This is a genomic window from Arthrobacter sp. efr-133-TYG-120, from assembly GCF_030209785.1.
Classification (GTDB): Bacteria; Actinomycetota; Actinomycetes; order Actinomycetales; family Micrococcaceae; genus Arthrobacter.
In genome coordinates, this window is record NZ_JARVRI010000002.1 from 202,293 (window position 1) to 219,614 (window position 17,322).

Sequence of the window (17,322 nt, forward strand, 5' to 3'; positions counted from 1 at the left end):
TGCACCCCGTGAACACCGCACCACTTGAACGCAGCACCACCTGAACACCGTGGCACGCCATCCAGGAGGCAAAACATGTCCCTCGTCCGTTTTCTCGCCAGGCCAATGTTGGCTTCCAGTTTTGTCGTCGCAGGGCTGGACAAGCTCAAGAACGCGGATGACACTGCCAAGCAGCTCTCTCCGCTGCTCCGCCGCGCTTCCGAGTCACTGCCTTTCCCGGCGGACGAGAAGACGCTGGCGAGGGTCATCGGCGGTGCGCAAGTGGGCGCCGGCGCCTTGCTGGCACTCGGCAAATGCTCCCGGTTCTCGGCAAGCGTGCTTGCCGGCATCTCGGTCCTGAACACTTTTGTCGAGTGGCGTTCTGCCGACATCAGCACCAAGGAAGGCCGGCTCGCTCGCCGCGCCCAGTTGCTCAAGAACATTTCGCTGACGGGTGGCGTTTTCCTCGCCGCCGTCGACACCGCGGGCAAACCAAGCCTCGCATGGCGTGCCGAACACCTCGCCATGGACGCCAAGAAGGCCACGGGCAAGCAGTTCAAGAAGACAGACCGGGCCGTCCGCAAGGCCGTAGACAACGCAGTTGGAGCATAAGGAAGCATGCCAGGATCCCCCGCCACGCAGACCGACGATTCAGGAAGCGCCACGGCGCCCGCACTCCCCCTGTGGCCGGCACCCTTCGCCAGCCACCCTGTGGATGCCACGGTCACGGTTCCCGGCTCGAAGTCGCTGACCAACCGTTATCTGGTCCTGGCGGCCTTGGCCAACGGCCCAAGCAGGCTGCGGGCACCCTTGCATTCGCGGGATTCCGCCTTGATGGTCGAGGCCTTGCGCCAGCTTGGCGCCACCATCACCGAAGTTCCCGGCGATGGACACTACGGCCCGGACCTTGAAGTCACCCCCATCGATCCCGCGGCCACGGCGTCGGAGACCGCCATCGACTGTGGCCTGGCCGGCACGGTCATGCGCTTTGTGCCGCCGCTCGCGGCCCTCCGCAACGGCGCTTCGGTGTTCGACGGCGACCCCCACGCGCGGCTTCGTCCCATGGGCACCATCATCGAAGCCCTCCGGACACTCGGAGTGGAAGTCAGCGGCCTCGACGGGCATACAGCGAACTCCCTCCCGTTCAAGGTTTCCGGCACAGGCTCTGTCCGCGGCGGCCACTTGGTGATCGACGCAAGCGCTTCGTCGCAGTTCGTCTCCGCCCTGTTGCTGGTCGGCGCCCGGTTCGATGAGGGCCTTCACCTCGAGCATGTCGGCAAGCCCGTGCCGAGCCTCGACCACATCAACATGACCGTCTCGGTCCTGCGCGGCGTCGGAGTGCAGGTGGATGACTCCGTGCCGAACCATTGGCGGGTCGCCCCCGGCACCATTCAGGCGTTCGACGAGAGGATCGAGCAGGACCTTTCCAACGCGGGTCCCTTCCTCGCCGCGGCGTTGGCCACGAAGGGAACCATCCGCATCCCCAACTGGCCGGCCAACACCACGCAAGTCGGGGACCTTTGGCGGGACATCCTCGCCACCATGGGTGCAACCGTCACGCTGGACAACGGCACACTGACGGTCACCGGCGGACCGGAAATCCTGGGAGCGGACTTCGACGAAACCAGCGAACTCGCTCCTACCGTAGCGGCATTATGCGCCCTGGCAACCGGTCCTTCCAGGCTCACCGGCATCGCGCATTTGCGGGGACACGAAACGGACAGGCTGGCCGCGCTGGTCGCCGAGATCAACCGGCTCGGCGGCGACGCCGAGGAAACCAGCGACGGCCTGGTGATCCGGCCCGCAGCGCTGCACGCCGGCGTCGTGCACAGCTACGCCGACCACCGCATGGCTACTGCGGGCGCCATCCTGGGGCTCGCCGTCGAGGGTGTCCAGGTTGAAGACATCGCAACGACGTCAAAGACCATGCCGGAATTCCCGCACATCTGGGCGTCGATGCTCACTGCCGGCGCAGCTGCCGCGGACACCGTTTCAATGGAGACAAGCAACTGACGATGGCTCGCGACGCACGCTCCTGGGATGAGTCCGATGTCCGGATCCGCCCCAACAAGAAGGGCACACGACCCCGTACGAAGGACCGCCCCAGCCACGACGACGCCGTGATCGGGCGTATCATCACAGTCGACCGCGGGCGCTACACCGCGATCGTGGGCGAAAGCTCGGACAACGAGCGCATCGTCATCGCGGCCCGCGCCCGGGAGCTCCGTCGCTCCCCTGTGGTTCCCGGAGACTTCGTAGCGCTCGTCGGCGATGTGTCCGGAGCACCGGACACCCTCGCCCGCCTCGTGCGCGTCGAGGAGCGAAAGACCCTCCTGCGGCGAAGTGCCGATGACACGGATCCGATCGAGCGGGCCGTCGTCGCCAACGCCGACCAGCTCGTGGTGGTGGTTGCGGCAGCCAATCCGGAACCACGCACCGGATTCATCGACCGCGCCTTGGTGGCAGCGTACGACGCCGGAATCGAGCCGCTGCTGCTCGTCACCAAGGCAGATGTCAAGGATCCGACGGAACTACTCGCCAACTATGTGAGCCTCGGTTTCCCCATCATCATCAGCCGGACGGCCGACGCAGGCGCCTCCGGAATCGACGCCCGCTCCGACGACGGCCTGTCCGCCCGCCTCGACAGTGACGCCGTCGGCCAGTTGCGGGACTACCTCGACGGCAAGGTCACCGTCCTCCTGGGCCATTCAGGCGTCGGGAAGTCCACTATGGTGAACGCCCTCACCGGGGCCGAGCGCGCCACAGGCGGGGTCAACGCCGTGACGGGGCGCGGACGCCACACCTCGTCCTCTGCCCTCGCACTGAAGCTCAGCGACGCCCCTGGCGGAAGCTGGATCATCGATACGCCCGGCATCCGTTCTTTCGGCCTCGCCCACGTGAACCCGGACCGCATCCTGCACGCCTTCCCGGACCTGGAGCCGGGGACGGAAAGGTGCGAGCGTGGTTGCAAGCACGATGCCTCCGCCGTTCGATGCGGGCTGGATTCCTGGGTCGCCGAAGGCCACGCGGGCGAGGCCGGCCCCGCCCGCCTTGCATCGCTCCGCAGGCTCCTTGGTGCGGACCCGCGCATGGAAGCCCAAGAGGCCAAGGAACTGGGTACGGTCAACTAACTCAGCGCATGCCGTCCTACCTCCCCGGCTCACCGGCGAATAGACGGTAGTTTGGAACCATGACCCAACCCGATTCGAGCTACAACGACGACCTACGGCTGGCCCATGTGCTGGCCGATTCCGTCGATTCCCTGACAATGGAGCGGTTCAAGGCGCTGGACCTCCAGGTGGAGACCAAACCCGACCTGAGCCCAGTCACCGATGCCGACAAAGCCGCCGAGGAAGCAATCCGTGGGCAGCTCTCCCGCTCCCGGCCCCGCGACGCCGTCCTCGGCGAAGAATTCGGCAGCACGGGCCACGGCTCCAGGCGTTGGATCATCGATCCCATCGATGGGACCAAGAACTTCGTGCGCGGCGTACCCGTCTGGGCTACGCTCATCGCCCTCGTGGACGAGGGCGAAGTAGTAGTGGGGCTCGTGAGCGCTCCGGCGCTCGGCAAGCGTTGGTGGGCGGCCAAGGGCTCCGGCGCCTACATGGGCCGGTCGCTGGCCGCCGCCACCCGGTTGAAAGTTTCCAACGTGTCCCGGCTCGAAGACGCCTCGCTTTCCTACTCCGAGCTTTCCGAGTGGAAGCAGCACGGGAAGCTGGACAACTTCCTGGGCCTCGAGAACGATGTCTGGCGCAGCCGTGCGTACGGCGATTTCTGGTCCTACTGTCTCGTTGCCGAGGGCGCCGTGGACATCGCCGCCGAACCGGAACTCCAGGTCTACGACATGGCCGCCTTGGTGCCGATCGTCACCGAGGCCGGCGGACGCTTCACATCCCTGGATGGCGCGGACGGCCCCTTCGGCGGAAACGCCGTCGCCACGAACTCGATCCTCCATTCCGAGGTCCTCAAGAGGCTCAACCCCGAACTCGACGACCTTCTGTAGCCCCTCCTGTTCACTGAATAAACGACGGCGGACGCCCCCTTTTAGGGGCGTCCGCTGCTTTTTCTTCGGCTGAAGGCACATTTTTCGGGCGGTGTAACAATCCGCTTAACAATCGCGGTCACATTGGAACCCGCCTCGCCGGTGTCCTACTCTCTTTACAGGTCACGAGTGCCAGCGCGAAACCCCGGTTTGCTGGCCGGCAACCCTCCATCGCGGCGGGGTGCCCCGGGTGACGACCCGGCCGGTCCGGAACGGATGCGGCAAGCGCGGACCCCCTGCACGCAGGGGTCCCTCTTGAGTGAGGTCCCATGAGCACAGCCACAATTACTTCTACGGCTCTTTCGCAGCACCACGAAACCGCACAGCAGCTGCCTCGGGCATCCCGCCCGCTGGCCGCGGTCACCGGCGCGGAGTTGCAGGCACCCCTGATCCAGGGCGGCCACATCCGCTACGCCAACCTTGACTACGGCGCATCCGCACCTGCCCTGACGGTTGTTTCCGCGTACCTCAACGAGATCCTGCCGTACTACGCGAGTGTGCACCGCGGCGCAGGCTACGCCTCCCAAATCAGCACCTCCGTCTACGAAAACGCCCGCAACATCGTCCGTGACTTTGTTGGCGGACGGCCGGACGATTCCGTCATTTTCACGCGCAACACCACCGATTCCCTCAATCTCCTGGCCGGCTGCCTGCCGGTCACAGACGGCAAGCACACCGACGAAGTCCTTTACCTGGACATCGAGCACCACGCAAACCTGCTGCCGTGGCAAGGCGTCCCCCACCGAAGCATTGTTGCCGCGGAAACCTTGTCGGAGACCGTAGCCAATGTCCGCACAGCCCTCTCCCATGGTGGCGTCAGCCTCCTGGCTGTCACCGGCGCGTCGAATGTGACCGGCGAAATCCTGCCCATCAAGGAACTAGCTGCCTTGGCCCACGAATTCGGGGCGCGGATTGTGGTGGACGCGGCGCAACTTGCCCCGCATCGCCGCATCAACATCGCCGCCGCGGATGTCGACTACTTGGTTTTCTCGGGGCACAAGCTTTATGCCCCGTTCGGCGCGGGAGTCCTGGTGGGCCGTCCCGACTGGCTCGACGCCGGCACGCCGCACCTGGCAGGAGGCGGCGCCGTCCGGGAGGCACGCCTCGATTCCGTCAGCTGGGCCACGGGACCGGCCAGGCACGAAGGCGGCTCGCCGAACGTTCTCGGTGCGGCCACCCTCGCCCGGGCCACACAAGTCATCGCCAGCCTCGACCACGACGAATGGCACGCCCACGAGGCCGCCATCCGCTCGCACCTGGTCGAAGGCCTCAAGGAAATCGACGGCGTGACCGTGCACCAGATCTTCAGCGACACCGATCCCGAGGACACCATCGGCGTCGTGAACTTCTCGCTCCAGGGCTACGACGCCGGACTTGTGGCGGCCTATCTTGCGGCCGAGCACGGCATTGGCCTGCGCGACGGGCGCTTTTGCGCCCACCCGCTGCTCAAGCGCCTCGGTCTTCCCTCCGGATCCCTCCGGGCCAGTTTCGGCGTAGGATCGCGTTTGGAAGACGCCACTCGGCTCATCGCGGGCATCCAGGCGCTCAAGAGCAATGGCCTCGGTTGGGACTACGTGGTGGACGCCGGCCGTTGGGTGCCCGCGAACGATCACCGCAGCTACCCGGAATGGGCTCCCAACACTCCCGGGACCGCGGGCGCAGCTCCGTGCAGCACCGACTGATTGCGGTAGATTCGTAGGGTATTTTTTCCTGTCCTACGAAGGAGTTTCCGCGTGGCCCCGCGACCCAAAGGCACGTCAGCCGGCCCCAAGCTCTATGAGGAACGGCGCCTTGAACTCGGTCAGAGTTTCCAGGACGGCGGAGAGCACTATGACCGTGTCCGGCCCGGATACCCCGCGGATTCAGCTGACTGGCTGCTGCCGGAAGGCGCGCGGGACGCGGCAGACATCGGCGCGGGCACCGGAAAGTTCACAGCGCTCCTCGTCGAGCGCGGGCTGGCGGTGTCCGCAGTGGACCCCTCCACGGACATGCTCACGCAACTGCGCAAAACGTATCCACAAGTGATCGCCCTGGAGGGCACGGCCGAGGCAACTGGACTCGCGGACTCAGCATTCGACGTCGTCAGCGTTGCCCAGGCATGGCACTGGTGCGATCCCCTCGCCGCCAGCACCGAGATCGCCCGGATCCTTCGGCCCCAGGGTGTGATCGGCTTGATCTGGAACCAGCTGGACACGTCGGTGCTCTGGGTCCATCGTTTGTCTCGCATCATGCATGCCGGCGATGTCCACAAACCGGACTTCCGGCCTGTGGTGGGCCGGGAGTTCACGGGCCTCGAAAGCCATGTGACGCGTTGGGAGGATCCCGTGACTCCGGCGGATATCCTCGAACTCGTGAAGTCGCGCAGTTACTACCTGAGGGCGAATGAGACCACCCGGGCCAAGGTGACGGGCAATCTCGAGTGGTACCTTTTCGAGCATCTGGGCCATGCCGAGGGCGAGGTCATCCCCTTGCCCTATCTCACGCAGAGCTGGCGGGCGCGCAAAGCCTGATGCGGCCTGTTCACGATAGGCTTGGAACCGTGAAGACCAGTGCGCCCTCCTCCTCGATCGAGGACTACGTCAAGGTCATCTACTCCTTCACGGAGTGGCAGGACAAACCCATCACGTCCTCACAGCTCGCGCAACGGCTCGGCGTCGCCAATTCCTCCGTCTCGGAGATGGTCCGCAAGCTCAAGGACCAAGGGCTGGTGGACCACCAGCCCTACAGCGCCATTTCCTTGACCCCCCAGGGAATGCAGCTTGCCCTGGGCATGGTCCGCCGCCACCGCCTGATCGAGACCTACCTCGTGAGGGAGTTGGGCTACAGCTGGGACGAAGTCCATGACGAGGCCGAGATGCTCGAACACGCCGTTTCGGACACCTTCATCGATCGCATGGCCACCAAGCTGGGCAACCCCGGACGCGATCCCCATGGGGACCCCATCCCTGCCGCGGACGGTTCGGTGAGCCTGCCGCATGCGCACCGCATGATCGAGCTCGACGACGGCCATTCCGGCAAGATCACGCGGATCAGCGACGAAAACCCGGAGTTGCTGCGGTACTTGTCCGCAGAGGAAATCGACCTCGACGCCAGCATCCAGGTGATTGGCCGCAAGCCGTTCGGTGGTGCCCTGGTGGTCCGGATCGGAAAGGGTCCGGGCAGCCGCGACTATGATCTCGCGGATGAGGTCGCCTCGGCGCTCTGGGTGGCCACCGACGTCGAACACGACGGCTGCGTCCTCGCTGAACACTAACGAAGCTGTGTTGTGGAAGGCGCTGTTCAGGCGCGCTGGGCAGCCGTCCCGCCGTCGTCGGGCGCTTGACCTTCGGGAGAGTCCACTACAGCAGCGCCCAGCACCGGGTTCCGGATCCCGACGGCGGATGCCACCGCCCCGAGGAAGAACAGCACGGCCGTGACCACGACGGCGTTCATGAGGCCTTGGCGGCTGAAGACCGGGCCGATGATGAGCCCGGCAAACGCGATGCAGATCAGGCCTGCGATACGGGCAACAGCGTTGTTCACTGCGGAACCGATCCCTGCCTCTTCCGTGGGTACCGCGCCGAGGATGGCCGCGGTGAGGGGCGCCACCAAGGTGCTCAGGCCGATCCCGAAGACGATCTGCCCGGGCAGCACTTGCGTCCAGTAGTTCAAGGGCTCCTGGACGGCCAAGGTCATGAGGAAACCGATTCCGCAAATGAATGGTCCGGCCGTCATGAACCACCGCGGACCGTATTTGCCGGCCAGCCCGCCGAAGAATGAGGCCGTGAGCATCAGGAGGACCGTCGCGGGGAGCAACGCGATGCCCGCCGTGGTGGCCTTCATCCCTCCCACCTGCTGCAAGTAGATGCCCACTGCGAAGAAGCCCAATGACAGGGCGCCGTAAATGGCGAGCGTGGCAATGTTTCCCCAGCCGAAATTTCGGATGCCGAAGAGCCTCAGGGGCAGCATCGGTTCAGGGGTCCTGGCCTCGTGGACCAGGAAGAGGACCAGGCCGACGGCTCCGAGGGCGAGCGGCATCCAGACCACCATGTTGCCCCAGCCCATGCGCCCTTGTTCGATGAAGGCGTAGACAGGGCCACCGAGTCCCACCATGGCAAGGAACGCGCCGAGGTAGTCGATCTTCTTGCTCGTGTCCGTGGCGGCATCGGACTTCCGCAGCCCGGCGAGGATCGGCCAGACGGCGACGGCCGGAATCACATTGATGAAGAAGATGACGCGCCAGGACAGCAGATCGACCGATGCGCCGCCGATCAGCGGCGCGACGATGGCGGCCGCGCTGGTCCAACCGGACCATTGGCCGATTGCCTTGGACTGCGCGGGACCGGAAAAGAACGTGACGATCATGGCAAGCGAACTCGGGACAAGCAGGGCACCGGCGATCCCCTGGAGGGCGCGCGATACCACCAGCACCTCGCCGTTCCAGGCGAGGCCGCAGGTGACGGAGGTGAGGGTGAAGCCGGCGAGTCCCCATTCCAGGATGCGTGCACGGCCGAAGTGGTCGGACAGGGATCCCGCGACCAGGATCAGCGCGCCCAAGGTCAACAAGTAGGCATCCACCACCCATTGCTGGATGACAAGCCCACCACCCAGCTCGCGGCCAATCGCCGGGAGCGCGAGGTTCACCACGAAGCCATCCAAAATGGCGATGAAGGAAGCCACAATAGCCACAACAAGGACCCGCTTTTGAAGCGGGGTGCTTGGCTGCAGGGCCGCTGCGTCGGTCATGAGCACAGCCTACGCCTGCTTGTCAGCTCCCGTCCGGATTCCTGCCCGATCCTGCCGCGGCGAAAGTCCCGTATCGTTGAATGGTGATTAGCAGACGTGACGCCGCACTGGCCCTTGATATTTCGATGGAAATGGCCCAACGCCACGGCATCCCCTCCAGGCTTTCACAAGCCGAGCTGAACGAACTGCAAGACAATCCGCCCCAGTGGCTCGTCCAATCCCGCGCCAACCGCACCGGCAAGCGCCCTGTCTGGGTCCACTTGAGCTGCGTCGTGTGCGGCTACACAGAGGCCGCGCGTCCCAAGAAATGGTGGCCGGAGTTCACCTACGTCTTCTGTGGCCACCACCGGAACAGCGAGGTTCCCGGAATCCTGCCCGGCGAAGTCCGCAGCGAGTACGAAGGAATCGGCTCCCGGTTCGTGGGCGTCGTGGACGTCCCGGCTCCGAAGGCTGGCCACTAGGCCGTCCGGCTGTCGGTTGATTTCGGGTGAAACAGGCGTAGCTTACAAGGAGAGGGCCTTTCAGGACCCTCTTTGCAGGATCTGCAGGGAAGATCCGTAGTTAGGGAGCATGACATGCCTGACAAAGCGCCTCACCAGCACGAGACGAAGAAGAGCATCAAGTCCATCAAGGAGAAACGGGCAGTGAAGCGTGCCAAGCACGAATCCGACGCCGCAGTGGATCCGGTGGCCCATTTGAGGATGCGGAAGAAGTAGCGAAAAAGCCGGAGCCAGCTTGGCTCCGGCTTTTTCGCGGACTGGCTCCATCAGGTCCGCGGCTCCTCATGAATCCGCGTCAGTCATTTCACTGGGAACTGCGACAATCGCGTCGACTTTGCCGTCGCGCAGGACCGTCAGCAGGAACGGTTCCCCGATGGCCTGCGAGAACAAGAGCTTTTGAAGGCTCTCGGCGCTGGATACCGCCCGCGACTGTGCACTGAGGACCAGGTCGCCCGCGAGCAGTCCTGCCCGCTCGGCCGGAGATCCTGCAATGACTTCCACCACCCGCAGCGCCTCCTTCTGGCCAGTCCGGATCACCGCACTCGCATCCAAAGGAATGGGGGTGCTCACCAAGCCGAGGTATGCCCGGCGGACCCGGCCGTCCCTCAGCAGGGCGGCGATGATCCGCTGAGTGGTGGTGTTGATGGGCACTGCAAGTCCGAGGCCCAGGCCGGCCACGGCAGTGTTGATTCCCACGATCCGCCCCTGGGTGTCGGCCAAGGCTCCCCCGGAATTGCCCGGATTCAACGCAGCGTCGGTCTGGATGACGTCCTCGATGACCCTGCTGTGCCGTCCGGACCTGACCGGGATGGAGCGCCCGAGCCCGCTGACGACGCCTGCGGTCACTGATCCTGCCAGCCCCAGCGGGTTGCCCACGGCGATCACCAATTGGCCTACGTGCAGCGACTCCGCGTTGCCCAGGATGGCCGGCGGCGGCGTGTGGCGCCCGCGGACAATGGCGAGATCAGACAAAGGATCCGCACCGACGAGTTCGACGTCGGTGTGGGTTCCGTCAGCGAAGATTGCCCGCCCGGAGCGGAGACCCGAGACCACGTGGGCGTTGGTCAGCATGTAGCCGTCCCCCGTGAACACGACAGCCGATCCGCTTCCAATCCTGACTTGGCCGTTCCTGCGGGCGCTGCTCATCTCCAAAGCTGCAACATGCGGCGTGACCGTCTCTGCGACGTGCATCACTGTCCGCGAGTAGGCGTCCAAGGCTTCGTCATCTGACGGGGCGTCAGGGATGTCCTCGGGAAAAACTTGTTCCGGCAACGTACTCATCGTGCACCTCCTGTAACCGGTGGTGTCTATATCAACGAATACGCTGCTTCGGTTAGTCCGTTCCGTCCTACGCCGTGGGTGAACTCTGCCACTGCACGCCGACACGGTGAGTGCCGCCGTCGTTACCTTCTTTGAACTGGTTAACAACCACACTCGACGGACCGCAACAGCGGTCGCGTACGAATCCCCGAAAACAAGTAGGGACCACTCAAGACGGCAACCGCCCGCAGTCCTATGGTGTCGGTCAGCGTCCATGCGACAACAGATGGGCGGATTGCAACGACTGGGCTCAGACCGGCGAGGGGTCGCAGCCAATAAGGCAAGGGGGCTTGCTGAGTGGACTACCCACAGTTCAAAAACCGGGGTCGGTGCATCGCCTACGCAAACCATCAGGAGAAAGACTGACTCCTCAGCGGGCCCGCCTTCCGGCCTAGGCAGGCAGGGCAACGGCCTTTCGTAGTACAAAGCGGGACGCAGCCGACGGGCTGAGATTGGGGCGAACGTGGACGGGCAACAATGGATTTGGGTCGTGATGGTCCTCATCGGAGCCGCAGTGGTAGCCGTTGTGATGGTCTTTGGACACCGGCGACTGAGGCTGGTTGATCGCAAGAGCACTGCCAAACATCGCAACGGGGAACCTGGAAGTTCAACGGACAACGTCGAGAACTCGGATGACGAGCCCGCGGCCCGAAGTCCGAATCATTAAGATCACCCGGGAATGGAACGTCGAATCTTCGGCGGGATCACGATCCGAGGCAAAGAAGCACAACGTCAAAGAAAAACACCCCGGTCCGAAGACCGGGGTGTTTTCAGTGAGACGGTTTGTTCGTGCGCCGTGGTTAGAGGAAGTAACCCGAGACATCCGCAATGAGTTGGGCGGTGCCGCCGGAGCGGTTGTACAGATTGACCTTGCCATCCGGTCCAATTGGAATGGTGACGCTGTTGGGGACAATCTGGCCGGTGGCGTAGTTCAGATTCGACGCGTTCGGGAGTGCCGCCCCGGAGGGATAGGCCGTGACAAAACCGAAGGACGTCGAGTTGGCCACCGTAAGGTTGAAAATCGTCGCAGCGGCAGTAGCTGGGACTCCGCCCACGCCACCCACCTGGAAGGAGATTGTTCCGTCCCCTGCCACCGCCGTGGCGTTCCTTGTATCAAGGAACCTCGTTGGGGCGATCGGCTCGAACGTACCCGGGAGCGTTGCTACGCCCGACAGGTAATATCCCGAGACGTCGACGATCAATTGCGCAGTGCCACTGGACTGGTTGTACAGTATGACCTTGCCGTCCGCTCCGACCGGGACCGTCACCCTGTTCGGGACGATTTGCCCGGTGGCGTAGTTCAGGTTGGATGCATTTGGCCTCAGGGTTCCCGAGGCATAGGCGGCAACAAACCCGAATGACGTCGAGTTCGCGACCGTCAGGTTGAAGGTCACGGCCGACACGTTTGCCGGGACTCCGCTCACTCCCCCAACCTGGACCGAAACGGTGCCGTTCGGAGCCACGGGCGTTGGGGTGTTCCTGGTATCAAGGAACCTGGTTGGCGCGATCGGCTGGAATGCGCCCGCGGCGGCCGCTGTTCCTGCGACGTAGTACCCGGAAACGTCTGCTATCAGTTGTGCCGTGCCGCTGGACCGGTTGTACAGCGTGACCTTGCCGTCGGCCCCGACCGGAACCGTGACGCTATTCGGGATAATTTGTCCCGTGTCATAATTCAGGTTCGATGCGTTAGGTCTCACGGTGCCGGAGGCGTAGGCCGTGACGAACCCGAATGAGGTTGAGTTCGCGACCGTCAGGTTGAACGTCACCGCGGCGATGCTTGCCGGTATTCCGTTCACTCCAGCGACCTGGAATGAGACGGTCCCGTCGGGAGCCACCGGGCCGCTGCTGGTCCTCGTGTCGAGCAAGCGCATCGGGGTCAACGGCTCGAACGCGCCGGGCGGCAATACTGCTTCCGTCAGGCTGTAGTCATCGGTAACCAGTGTTCCCAGGCTGGTAAGGGTCAGTGCCATGGTCATGGCGGTGGCGCCGGCAGGCACGGGTGGAGAGGTATAGGTGACCTGGGTGTAGGCCGCGGAGGCAGGATAGAGCGGACTCGACGTCCAATACTGCCAGTTGCCCTGACCCAGCCTGTAGTAGAGCTCGAATTGGGTATTCGCCGTCGAGTTGTACCAGGCCGACATCGTGTATTTCTTGCCCGGCGTCACGGTCGGGGTGCATTGGCCCGTATCAAGCGGTGGCAATATTTTGGCATCACCGTCCAGGTAGGTGGTCATGACCAGTTGTTCGGCGGCAGTCCCGGTGTGGGCCCCGGTTACCGTGCTGTAGGTGTAGGTGTTGTTGCCGTAGCCTCCCGGAACCCAGCACGAAGGCGCCCCTCCGGCGACGGGGCCGGCGGTCTCAAAACCGGGATTGCGGAGAAGATTTCCGGAGGTGATGGGCGCCGGCGGCGGCGGCCCGGCCGGGTTGGTCTTGACAGTGCCGCCGATCACTTGGTCGACGGTCTTGACAATGATCCGGCCTGCGGCCTGCTCGGCCACCAGGAAGTCAATGAGGGCATTGAAGTTTGCGGTGCTCACGTTGAGCGGATTGTTCGCGATGTTGATGTGGTGGAAGGTGTATTGCATCCACCCGCCGCCGGGCTCGGCTTTGAGGGTCAGGTCCTTCAGGTTCTGAAGTGTCCACGTGCTGTCGATCTGGTCCGGTGCCTTCGTCAGATATGGGTCGGCTGGCGGCATGGTTTCGGAGAGCGGCATGCCGGCCGATGCGGGGATCTGGCTTGCAATGTCACCCAATCCACGGGCGCTGTTGTAGCCGCAACTTTGGACAATCGTCTCTATGGCCGGGGTGGACGAGGCATAGGGGTACGCAAAGTTCGTTACGCGCAACCCCATGTTCGTCAGGTTTGTGCGGTCATCGCAAACCTGACGGGTAACCTCACCCGCGTCAGCCTGGGCGAGGTCGGGGTGGGTCACCGTGTGCCCCCCGATCTCGTTACCCGCTGCCTGAAGCGCGAGTGCCTGAGCAGTCGTCATGTGCAGGGAGTCAGAGTTCAGGAAGCCTGACGGAGTGAAGAATGTTCCGTGAAGGCCCTTCGAATTCATGTAGGCAGCGGCTGCCATCTGATCCACGTGGGCGTCATCAAAAGTAAGGGTCACAGTGACGAGGCTTGCCGCCTGGGCTGCCGGCGCCAGCAGGACCGCGTTGAAGAATGTCGCAAGGACAAGCACCACTGTGCCGATGGCCGTGGCTGCGGTGCCACGGGACTTGAGAATTTTCCACCACTCGAGTATTTTCCACGGCTGGCCCCGCTCGGGCACTGAGGCAACCGTCCACCGGTCTGCCCCCACAGAAGTATTTTGGACTGGCGCGTCATTCTGCCTTGATCGTTTCATAGGACCGAACTCGTTTCACAAATGCGGTTCGTCCCCCATGTCCTGCCCGGATATGGCCCGAACGAAACCGGAACGGGCATTCTCACTGCCGGCCACCCACACCCACAAGTGATCGACCCTCCCCAAAATACTGTCGTTCCCACACAGCGACTTGAGTGTCGGCTACCTGTCTTTCGGACACGCCACTCGGTTTCGTCCGGGTCTCCCGCGCAGCGAGTAGCGGAGCTCTGCCCGGTTCGGAAACCGGCAGGGCTGACAGGCTAGTCGCGAACGTGAGCGGCGTGTACAGTCGGTTTTCGCAGCCCCTTCCGGTGTCCCCGACCGGGTCCGAGGAGTAAGGAGTGACTGTGACGCTGCCTGCAGTCGACAAACGCGAACAGCCGGGACGCGAGCACGGAAGCCCGTCACGTGCTTTCGCGTCGAAGTCTGCCGCCGGTCTCATCGTCGGGCTCGCCCTCATTGCACTGTTCGCGGCCGTCCGGGTGCTGGCACCATCAACGCCGGAGGTCTTTGCTCTACCCAACGCTGCCCGCGACTTCGCCACACTGTCGATCAGCGTCGTCGTCGAGTCCCTGCCGTTCGTTTTCCTCGGGATCGTCCTCTCGATCGCTGTCCAGGTCTGGCTGCCGGAGGGCATGCTGCTCCGCCGCCTGCCGCGGAACCCGGTGCTGCGGAGGCTCGTCCTGTCGCTTTTGGGAATGCTGCTGCCTGTTTGCGAATGCGGCAATGTTCCGCTTGCCCGGGGTCTGGTGGTCAACGGCCTGACGGTTGCGGAATCGATGACTTTCCTGTTCGCGGCACCCATCCTGAACCCCGTCACCATCGTCACCACCGCGCAGGCGTTTGGTTGGGACAACGGCATCCTGGCCTCCCGTGTCCTGGGCGGCTTCTTCATCGCCAACCTTGTCGGTTGGATCTACAGCCGGCATCCGCGGCCAGGTGAGCTGCTGACCGCCCGGTTCCAGGAGACATGTTCAATAGCAGACCACCACGCCGGCTCTACCGGAAGGATCAGGCGCAGCGTGCAGATGTTCGCCCAGGAGACACGCGCAATGATGCCTGCACTGTTTGTTGGTGCAGGCATGGCGGGGCTGATCCAAGTTGCCGTTTCCCGCGAAGTGCTGGTCGCTTTGGGTAGCAACCCGGTCTGGTCTGTCTTGGCATTGATGGTGTTGGCTTTCGTCGTTGCGATCTGCTCAAACGTGGATGCCTTCTTTATCCTGTCTTTCGGAGCAACCTTCATGCCGGGGGGCATTGTGGCTTTCCTCGTCTTCGGGCCCATGATCGATGTGAAAATGCTCGCCCTGATGCGCACCACGTTCACCGCGAAAACCCTCCTTCAGCTCAGCCTGCTGGTGGCACTTTGCGCGGCGGTCCTCGGATTGGCGGTCAACTATGGTCATTAGGCGGCTCGTGGGCCGGTGGCAGGGCGTGGTCCTCAGCCTGATCGGCCTCATCGCAACGATCTGGCTGGGCGTGTCAGGGCAGCTTGCCTTGTATATCCATCCGCGGTATTTCGTGTTCACGGTCATCATGGCCGTGATCGCAGGAGTACTTGCCCTCGCGGCCTTCGCCTTTGCTCCCGGCACCCAAGACGGGCACGAGCACACCGATGAGCCCGGTTCGCGATGGGGCTGGCTGTGGCCGGTCGGAAGCGTGCTGACCATCATCGCCGCAGTCGTCGCCTTACTCATCCTGCCGCCGTCGACCCTTACGACTGCCACCGTCGCGCAACGGGACCTCAACGGTTCGGCATCCGCCCTGACACTGAAAGCACCCGCACTGCCCGGCAAGGGAGACTACTCCGCTTTCACGGTGAGGGACTGGGCATCGTTGCTCCGCTCCGGCGCGGGGCAGGACTTTTTTGCCGACAAGACCGCCACCGTGACCGGGTTCATCAGCGCGGACAAGACAGATCCAAACGTCTTCTTCGTGACCCGTTTCGTGGTGACCTGCTGCGCCGTTGACGCCCAGCCGATCGGCGTTCCCGTCTATCACCCCGGCTGGCAGAACGAGTACAAAACCGACAGCTGGGTCACGGTCACCAGCAGCTTTCGCGCCAACCCCAATGCGGCCAGTCGTGAGTCAATTGTTCTGATACCGGACTCCATCAAGCCCACCACCCAGCCGGCACAGCCCTATGTCTACTAAGCGCCGTCCCGTCTCAGCCAAGCGGGCCGCGGCCATTGCTGCCGCAGCAGAGCTACTGGCCGGACGCCGTTTTGCCCGGCGCCTCTACGGCGCCATCGCGATCCTTGCCGTCCTTGCCGGCGGGTTGACCGTAGCAAACCTTTCGAAGCTACCGCACCCCCATTCCACTTCGGCCCTGGCCCGCTCGGCCACTCCGGCCGCCTTCTCGCTGTACACCCTCCAGAGGGACACCGGCAAAGACAACTCAGGCCTGAAGAAGCCGGACACCATCCTCGGCTCAAGCCTCTCCGGAAGCGATCAGGGCACCGTCATTCTCAGTGCCCCCCGCATCCAGGAGTATGCTGCCCTGCCGTCCGCCCTCGCCGTCGTCACCGTCAACGATGACAACACCAGCTCACTTGAGATGGTCCCGCTCACCGGCGGCCCACCGTCGCTCGTTCCTTTGCCAAGCCTCGGGACGGTGGCCAACCTTCACGCGGCAGGATCCAATCACCTCATAGGCTTCACGTTCACCGCTTCTTCTGCCACTGGCCAGTACTGGAAAACGCTCTTTGTCTACGACGTCGACAAACCGTCGTCCGCTCCGTGGGCTGTCCAGGGCATCCACGGTCCGGTCACTGCGACGGACTGGCGCTTTGTTCCCGGCGCCGCCACCTTGGTGGCGCAGGCAGACGACCAATCCATCTTCCTCATCGATCCGCTCGACTCCGGCAAGGTGTCCCCTTTGGGCACGCATGCCGGAATCCTCGGATTCCCCGGGACGAACGAGCTTGCGGTGAGCGACCCGGGGCTGAGGGTGGGCGTCGACCCGCCACGGTATTCGACCATCAATCTCTCCAACGGTGCGCTCACGCCGGCGACCCTCGCGGGAGGCGCCGCCCCGGAGAACAACCAAAGCGCCACGACCACCGTGGGCCAGCCCGTGGTCCTCGACGGTTCGGGGCAGTTTGCGCAGGTGGTGAGAAAGTTCGACGCCGGAAAGGAGACCTCATTGGTCAATCTCACCGACCGGAACGGATCGCGCGTGCTCTACCGGCCTGACGCTGCCTGGTCGCGCATCCTGGACACCTGCGTCTCACCGGCCAGCGACTACCTCGCCGTCGAAACAGCGGCACCCCAATATGCGGGCGACCAATACCCGGTCCGCCCCGAACCGACTCCCATGCGGACAGACCTCGTGGACTTGAAATCGGGCACTGTCGTGAAAAGCGTTCCCGGTTTCCTCCCCAGTTGGTGCGGGTGAACATACCCG

The 17,322-nt window shown here is 63.9% G+C and carries 15 protein-coding genes and 1 riboswitch; of the genes, 12 read left to right on the top strand and 3 right to left on the bottom strand.

Translation table 11 applies throughout. The features are described from left to right. Positions 1–75 precede the first annotated feature (75 nt). From QRN51_RS02200 to QRN51_RS02230, 7 genes are all read left to right on the top strand, one after another. Positions 76–591, top strand: a complete 516-nt coding sequence (locus QRN51_RS02200; RefSeq protein WP_059387593.1) for a DoxX family protein — start codon at positions 76–78, stop codon at positions 589–591. Positions 592–597: 6 nt separating this feature from the next. Beyond that, positions 598–1,992, top strand: coding sequence for a 3-phosphoshikimate 1-carboxyvinyltransferase (gene aroA, locus QRN51_RS02205; RefSeq protein ID WP_284988439.1), 1,395 nt, complete (start codon positions 598–600; stop codon positions 1,990–1,992). A 2-nt stretch (positions 1,993–1,994) separates the two neighbouring features. Continuing rightward, positions 1,995–3,110: a ribosome small subunit-dependent GTPase A gene (gene rsgA, locus QRN51_RS02210; RefSeq protein ID WP_284988440.1), complete on the top strand. Its 1,116-nt coding sequence runs from the start codon at positions 1,995–1,997 to the stop codon at positions 3,108–3,110. Positions 3,111–3,169: 59 nt separating this feature from the next. After that, positions 3,170–3,982 (top strand): histidinol-phosphatase, encoded by an 813-nt coding sequence (gene hisN, locus QRN51_RS02215; RefSeq protein WP_078108436.1) that lies wholly within the window; start codon positions 3,170–3,172, stop codon positions 3,980–3,982. A gap of 160 nt (positions 3,983–4,142) precedes the next feature. Then, positions 4,143–4,255: riboswitch (SAM riboswitch) on the top strand. Between the two features lie 35 nt (positions 4,256–4,290). Beyond that, complete coding sequence (locus QRN51_RS02220) at positions 4,291–5,703, top strand: aminotransferase class V-fold PLP-dependent enzyme (protein WP_284988441.1); 1,413 nt, start codon at positions 4,291–4,293, stop codon at positions 5,701–5,703. A gap of 51 nt (positions 5,704–5,754) precedes the next feature. Beyond that, positions 5,755–6,531, top strand: a complete 777-nt coding sequence (locus QRN51_RS02225; protein WP_284988442.1) for a class I SAM-dependent methyltransferase — start codon at positions 5,755–5,757, stop codon at positions 6,529–6,531. Positions 6,532–6,560: 29 nt separating this feature from the next. Then, positions 6,561–7,274, top strand: coding sequence for a metal-dependent transcriptional regulator (locus QRN51_RS02230; protein WP_284988443.1), 714 nt, complete (start codon positions 6,561–6,563; stop codon positions 7,272–7,274). Between the two features lie 26 nt (positions 7,275–7,300). On the opposite strand, the gene QRN51_RS02235 is transcribed toward QRN51_RS02230, so the two are convergent. Beyond that, positions 7,301–8,752, bottom strand: coding sequence for an MFS transporter (locus tag QRN51_RS02235; RefSeq protein WP_441432446.1), 1,452 nt, complete (start codon positions 8,750–8,752; stop codon positions 7,301–7,303). Between the two features lie 74 nt (positions 8,753–8,826). Between QRN51_RS02235 and QRN51_RS02240 the strand changes: the two genes are divergently transcribed. Together QRN51_RS02240 and QRN51_RS02245 are read left to right on the top strand one after the other, a co-directional pair. Beyond that, the gene (locus tag QRN51_RS02240; protein WP_253257134.1) at positions 8,827–9,207 is read left to right on the top strand and encodes a hypothetical protein; all 381 of its coding nucleotides are present in this window, start codon (positions 8,827–8,829) and stop codon (positions 9,205–9,207) included. A gap of 114 nt (positions 9,208–9,321) precedes the next feature. Continuing rightward, the gene (locus QRN51_RS02245) at positions 9,322–9,462 is read left to right on the top strand and encodes a hypothetical protein (protein ID WP_172465476.1); all 141 of its coding nucleotides are present in this window, start codon (positions 9,322–9,324) and stop codon (positions 9,460–9,462) included. Between the two features lie 66 nt (positions 9,463–9,528). Here the strand turns inward: QRN51_RS02245 and QRN51_RS02250 are convergent, their stop codons facing one another. Both QRN51_RS02250 and QRN51_RS02255 read right to left on the bottom strand, forming a co-directional pair. Next, complete coding sequence (locus QRN51_RS02250; RefSeq protein ID WP_284988445.1) at positions 9,529–10,527, bottom strand: S1C family serine protease; 999 nt, start codon at positions 10,525–10,527, stop codon at positions 9,529–9,531. A gap of 839 nt (positions 10,528–11,366) precedes the next feature. Then, entirely contained in the window at positions 11,367–13,874 is a 2,508-nt protein-coding gene (locus QRN51_RS02255) for a polysaccharide deacetylase family protein (RefSeq protein WP_284988446.1), read from the bottom strand. Positions 13,875–14,272: 398 nt separating this feature from the next. Between QRN51_RS02255 and QRN51_RS02260 the strand changes: the two genes are divergently transcribed. Genes QRN51_RS02260 through QRN51_RS02270 form a run of 3 tightly spaced genes read left to right on the top strand, consistent with a single transcriptional unit; the run spans position 14,273 to position 17,313 of the window. Continuing rightward, positions 14,273–15,325: a permease gene (locus QRN51_RS02260; protein ID WP_370872224.1), complete on the top strand. Its 1,053-nt coding sequence runs from the start codon at positions 14,273–14,275 to the stop codon at positions 15,323–15,325. Beyond that, positions 15,315–16,070, top strand: coding sequence for a TIGR03943 family putative permease subunit (locus QRN51_RS02265; protein ID WP_059387585.1), 756 nt, complete (start codon positions 15,315–15,317; stop codon positions 16,068–16,070). Before QRN51_RS02260 ends, QRN51_RS02265 begins: the two co-directional genes overlap by 11 nt. Next, entirely contained in the window at positions 16,060–17,313 is a 1,254-nt protein-coding gene (locus QRN51_RS02270) for a hypothetical protein (protein ID WP_284988448.1), read from the top strand. The genes QRN51_RS02265 and QRN51_RS02270 overlap by 11 nt, the downstream gene beginning before the upstream one ends. The last annotated feature ends 9 nt before the right edge of the window (positions 17,314–17,322 follow it).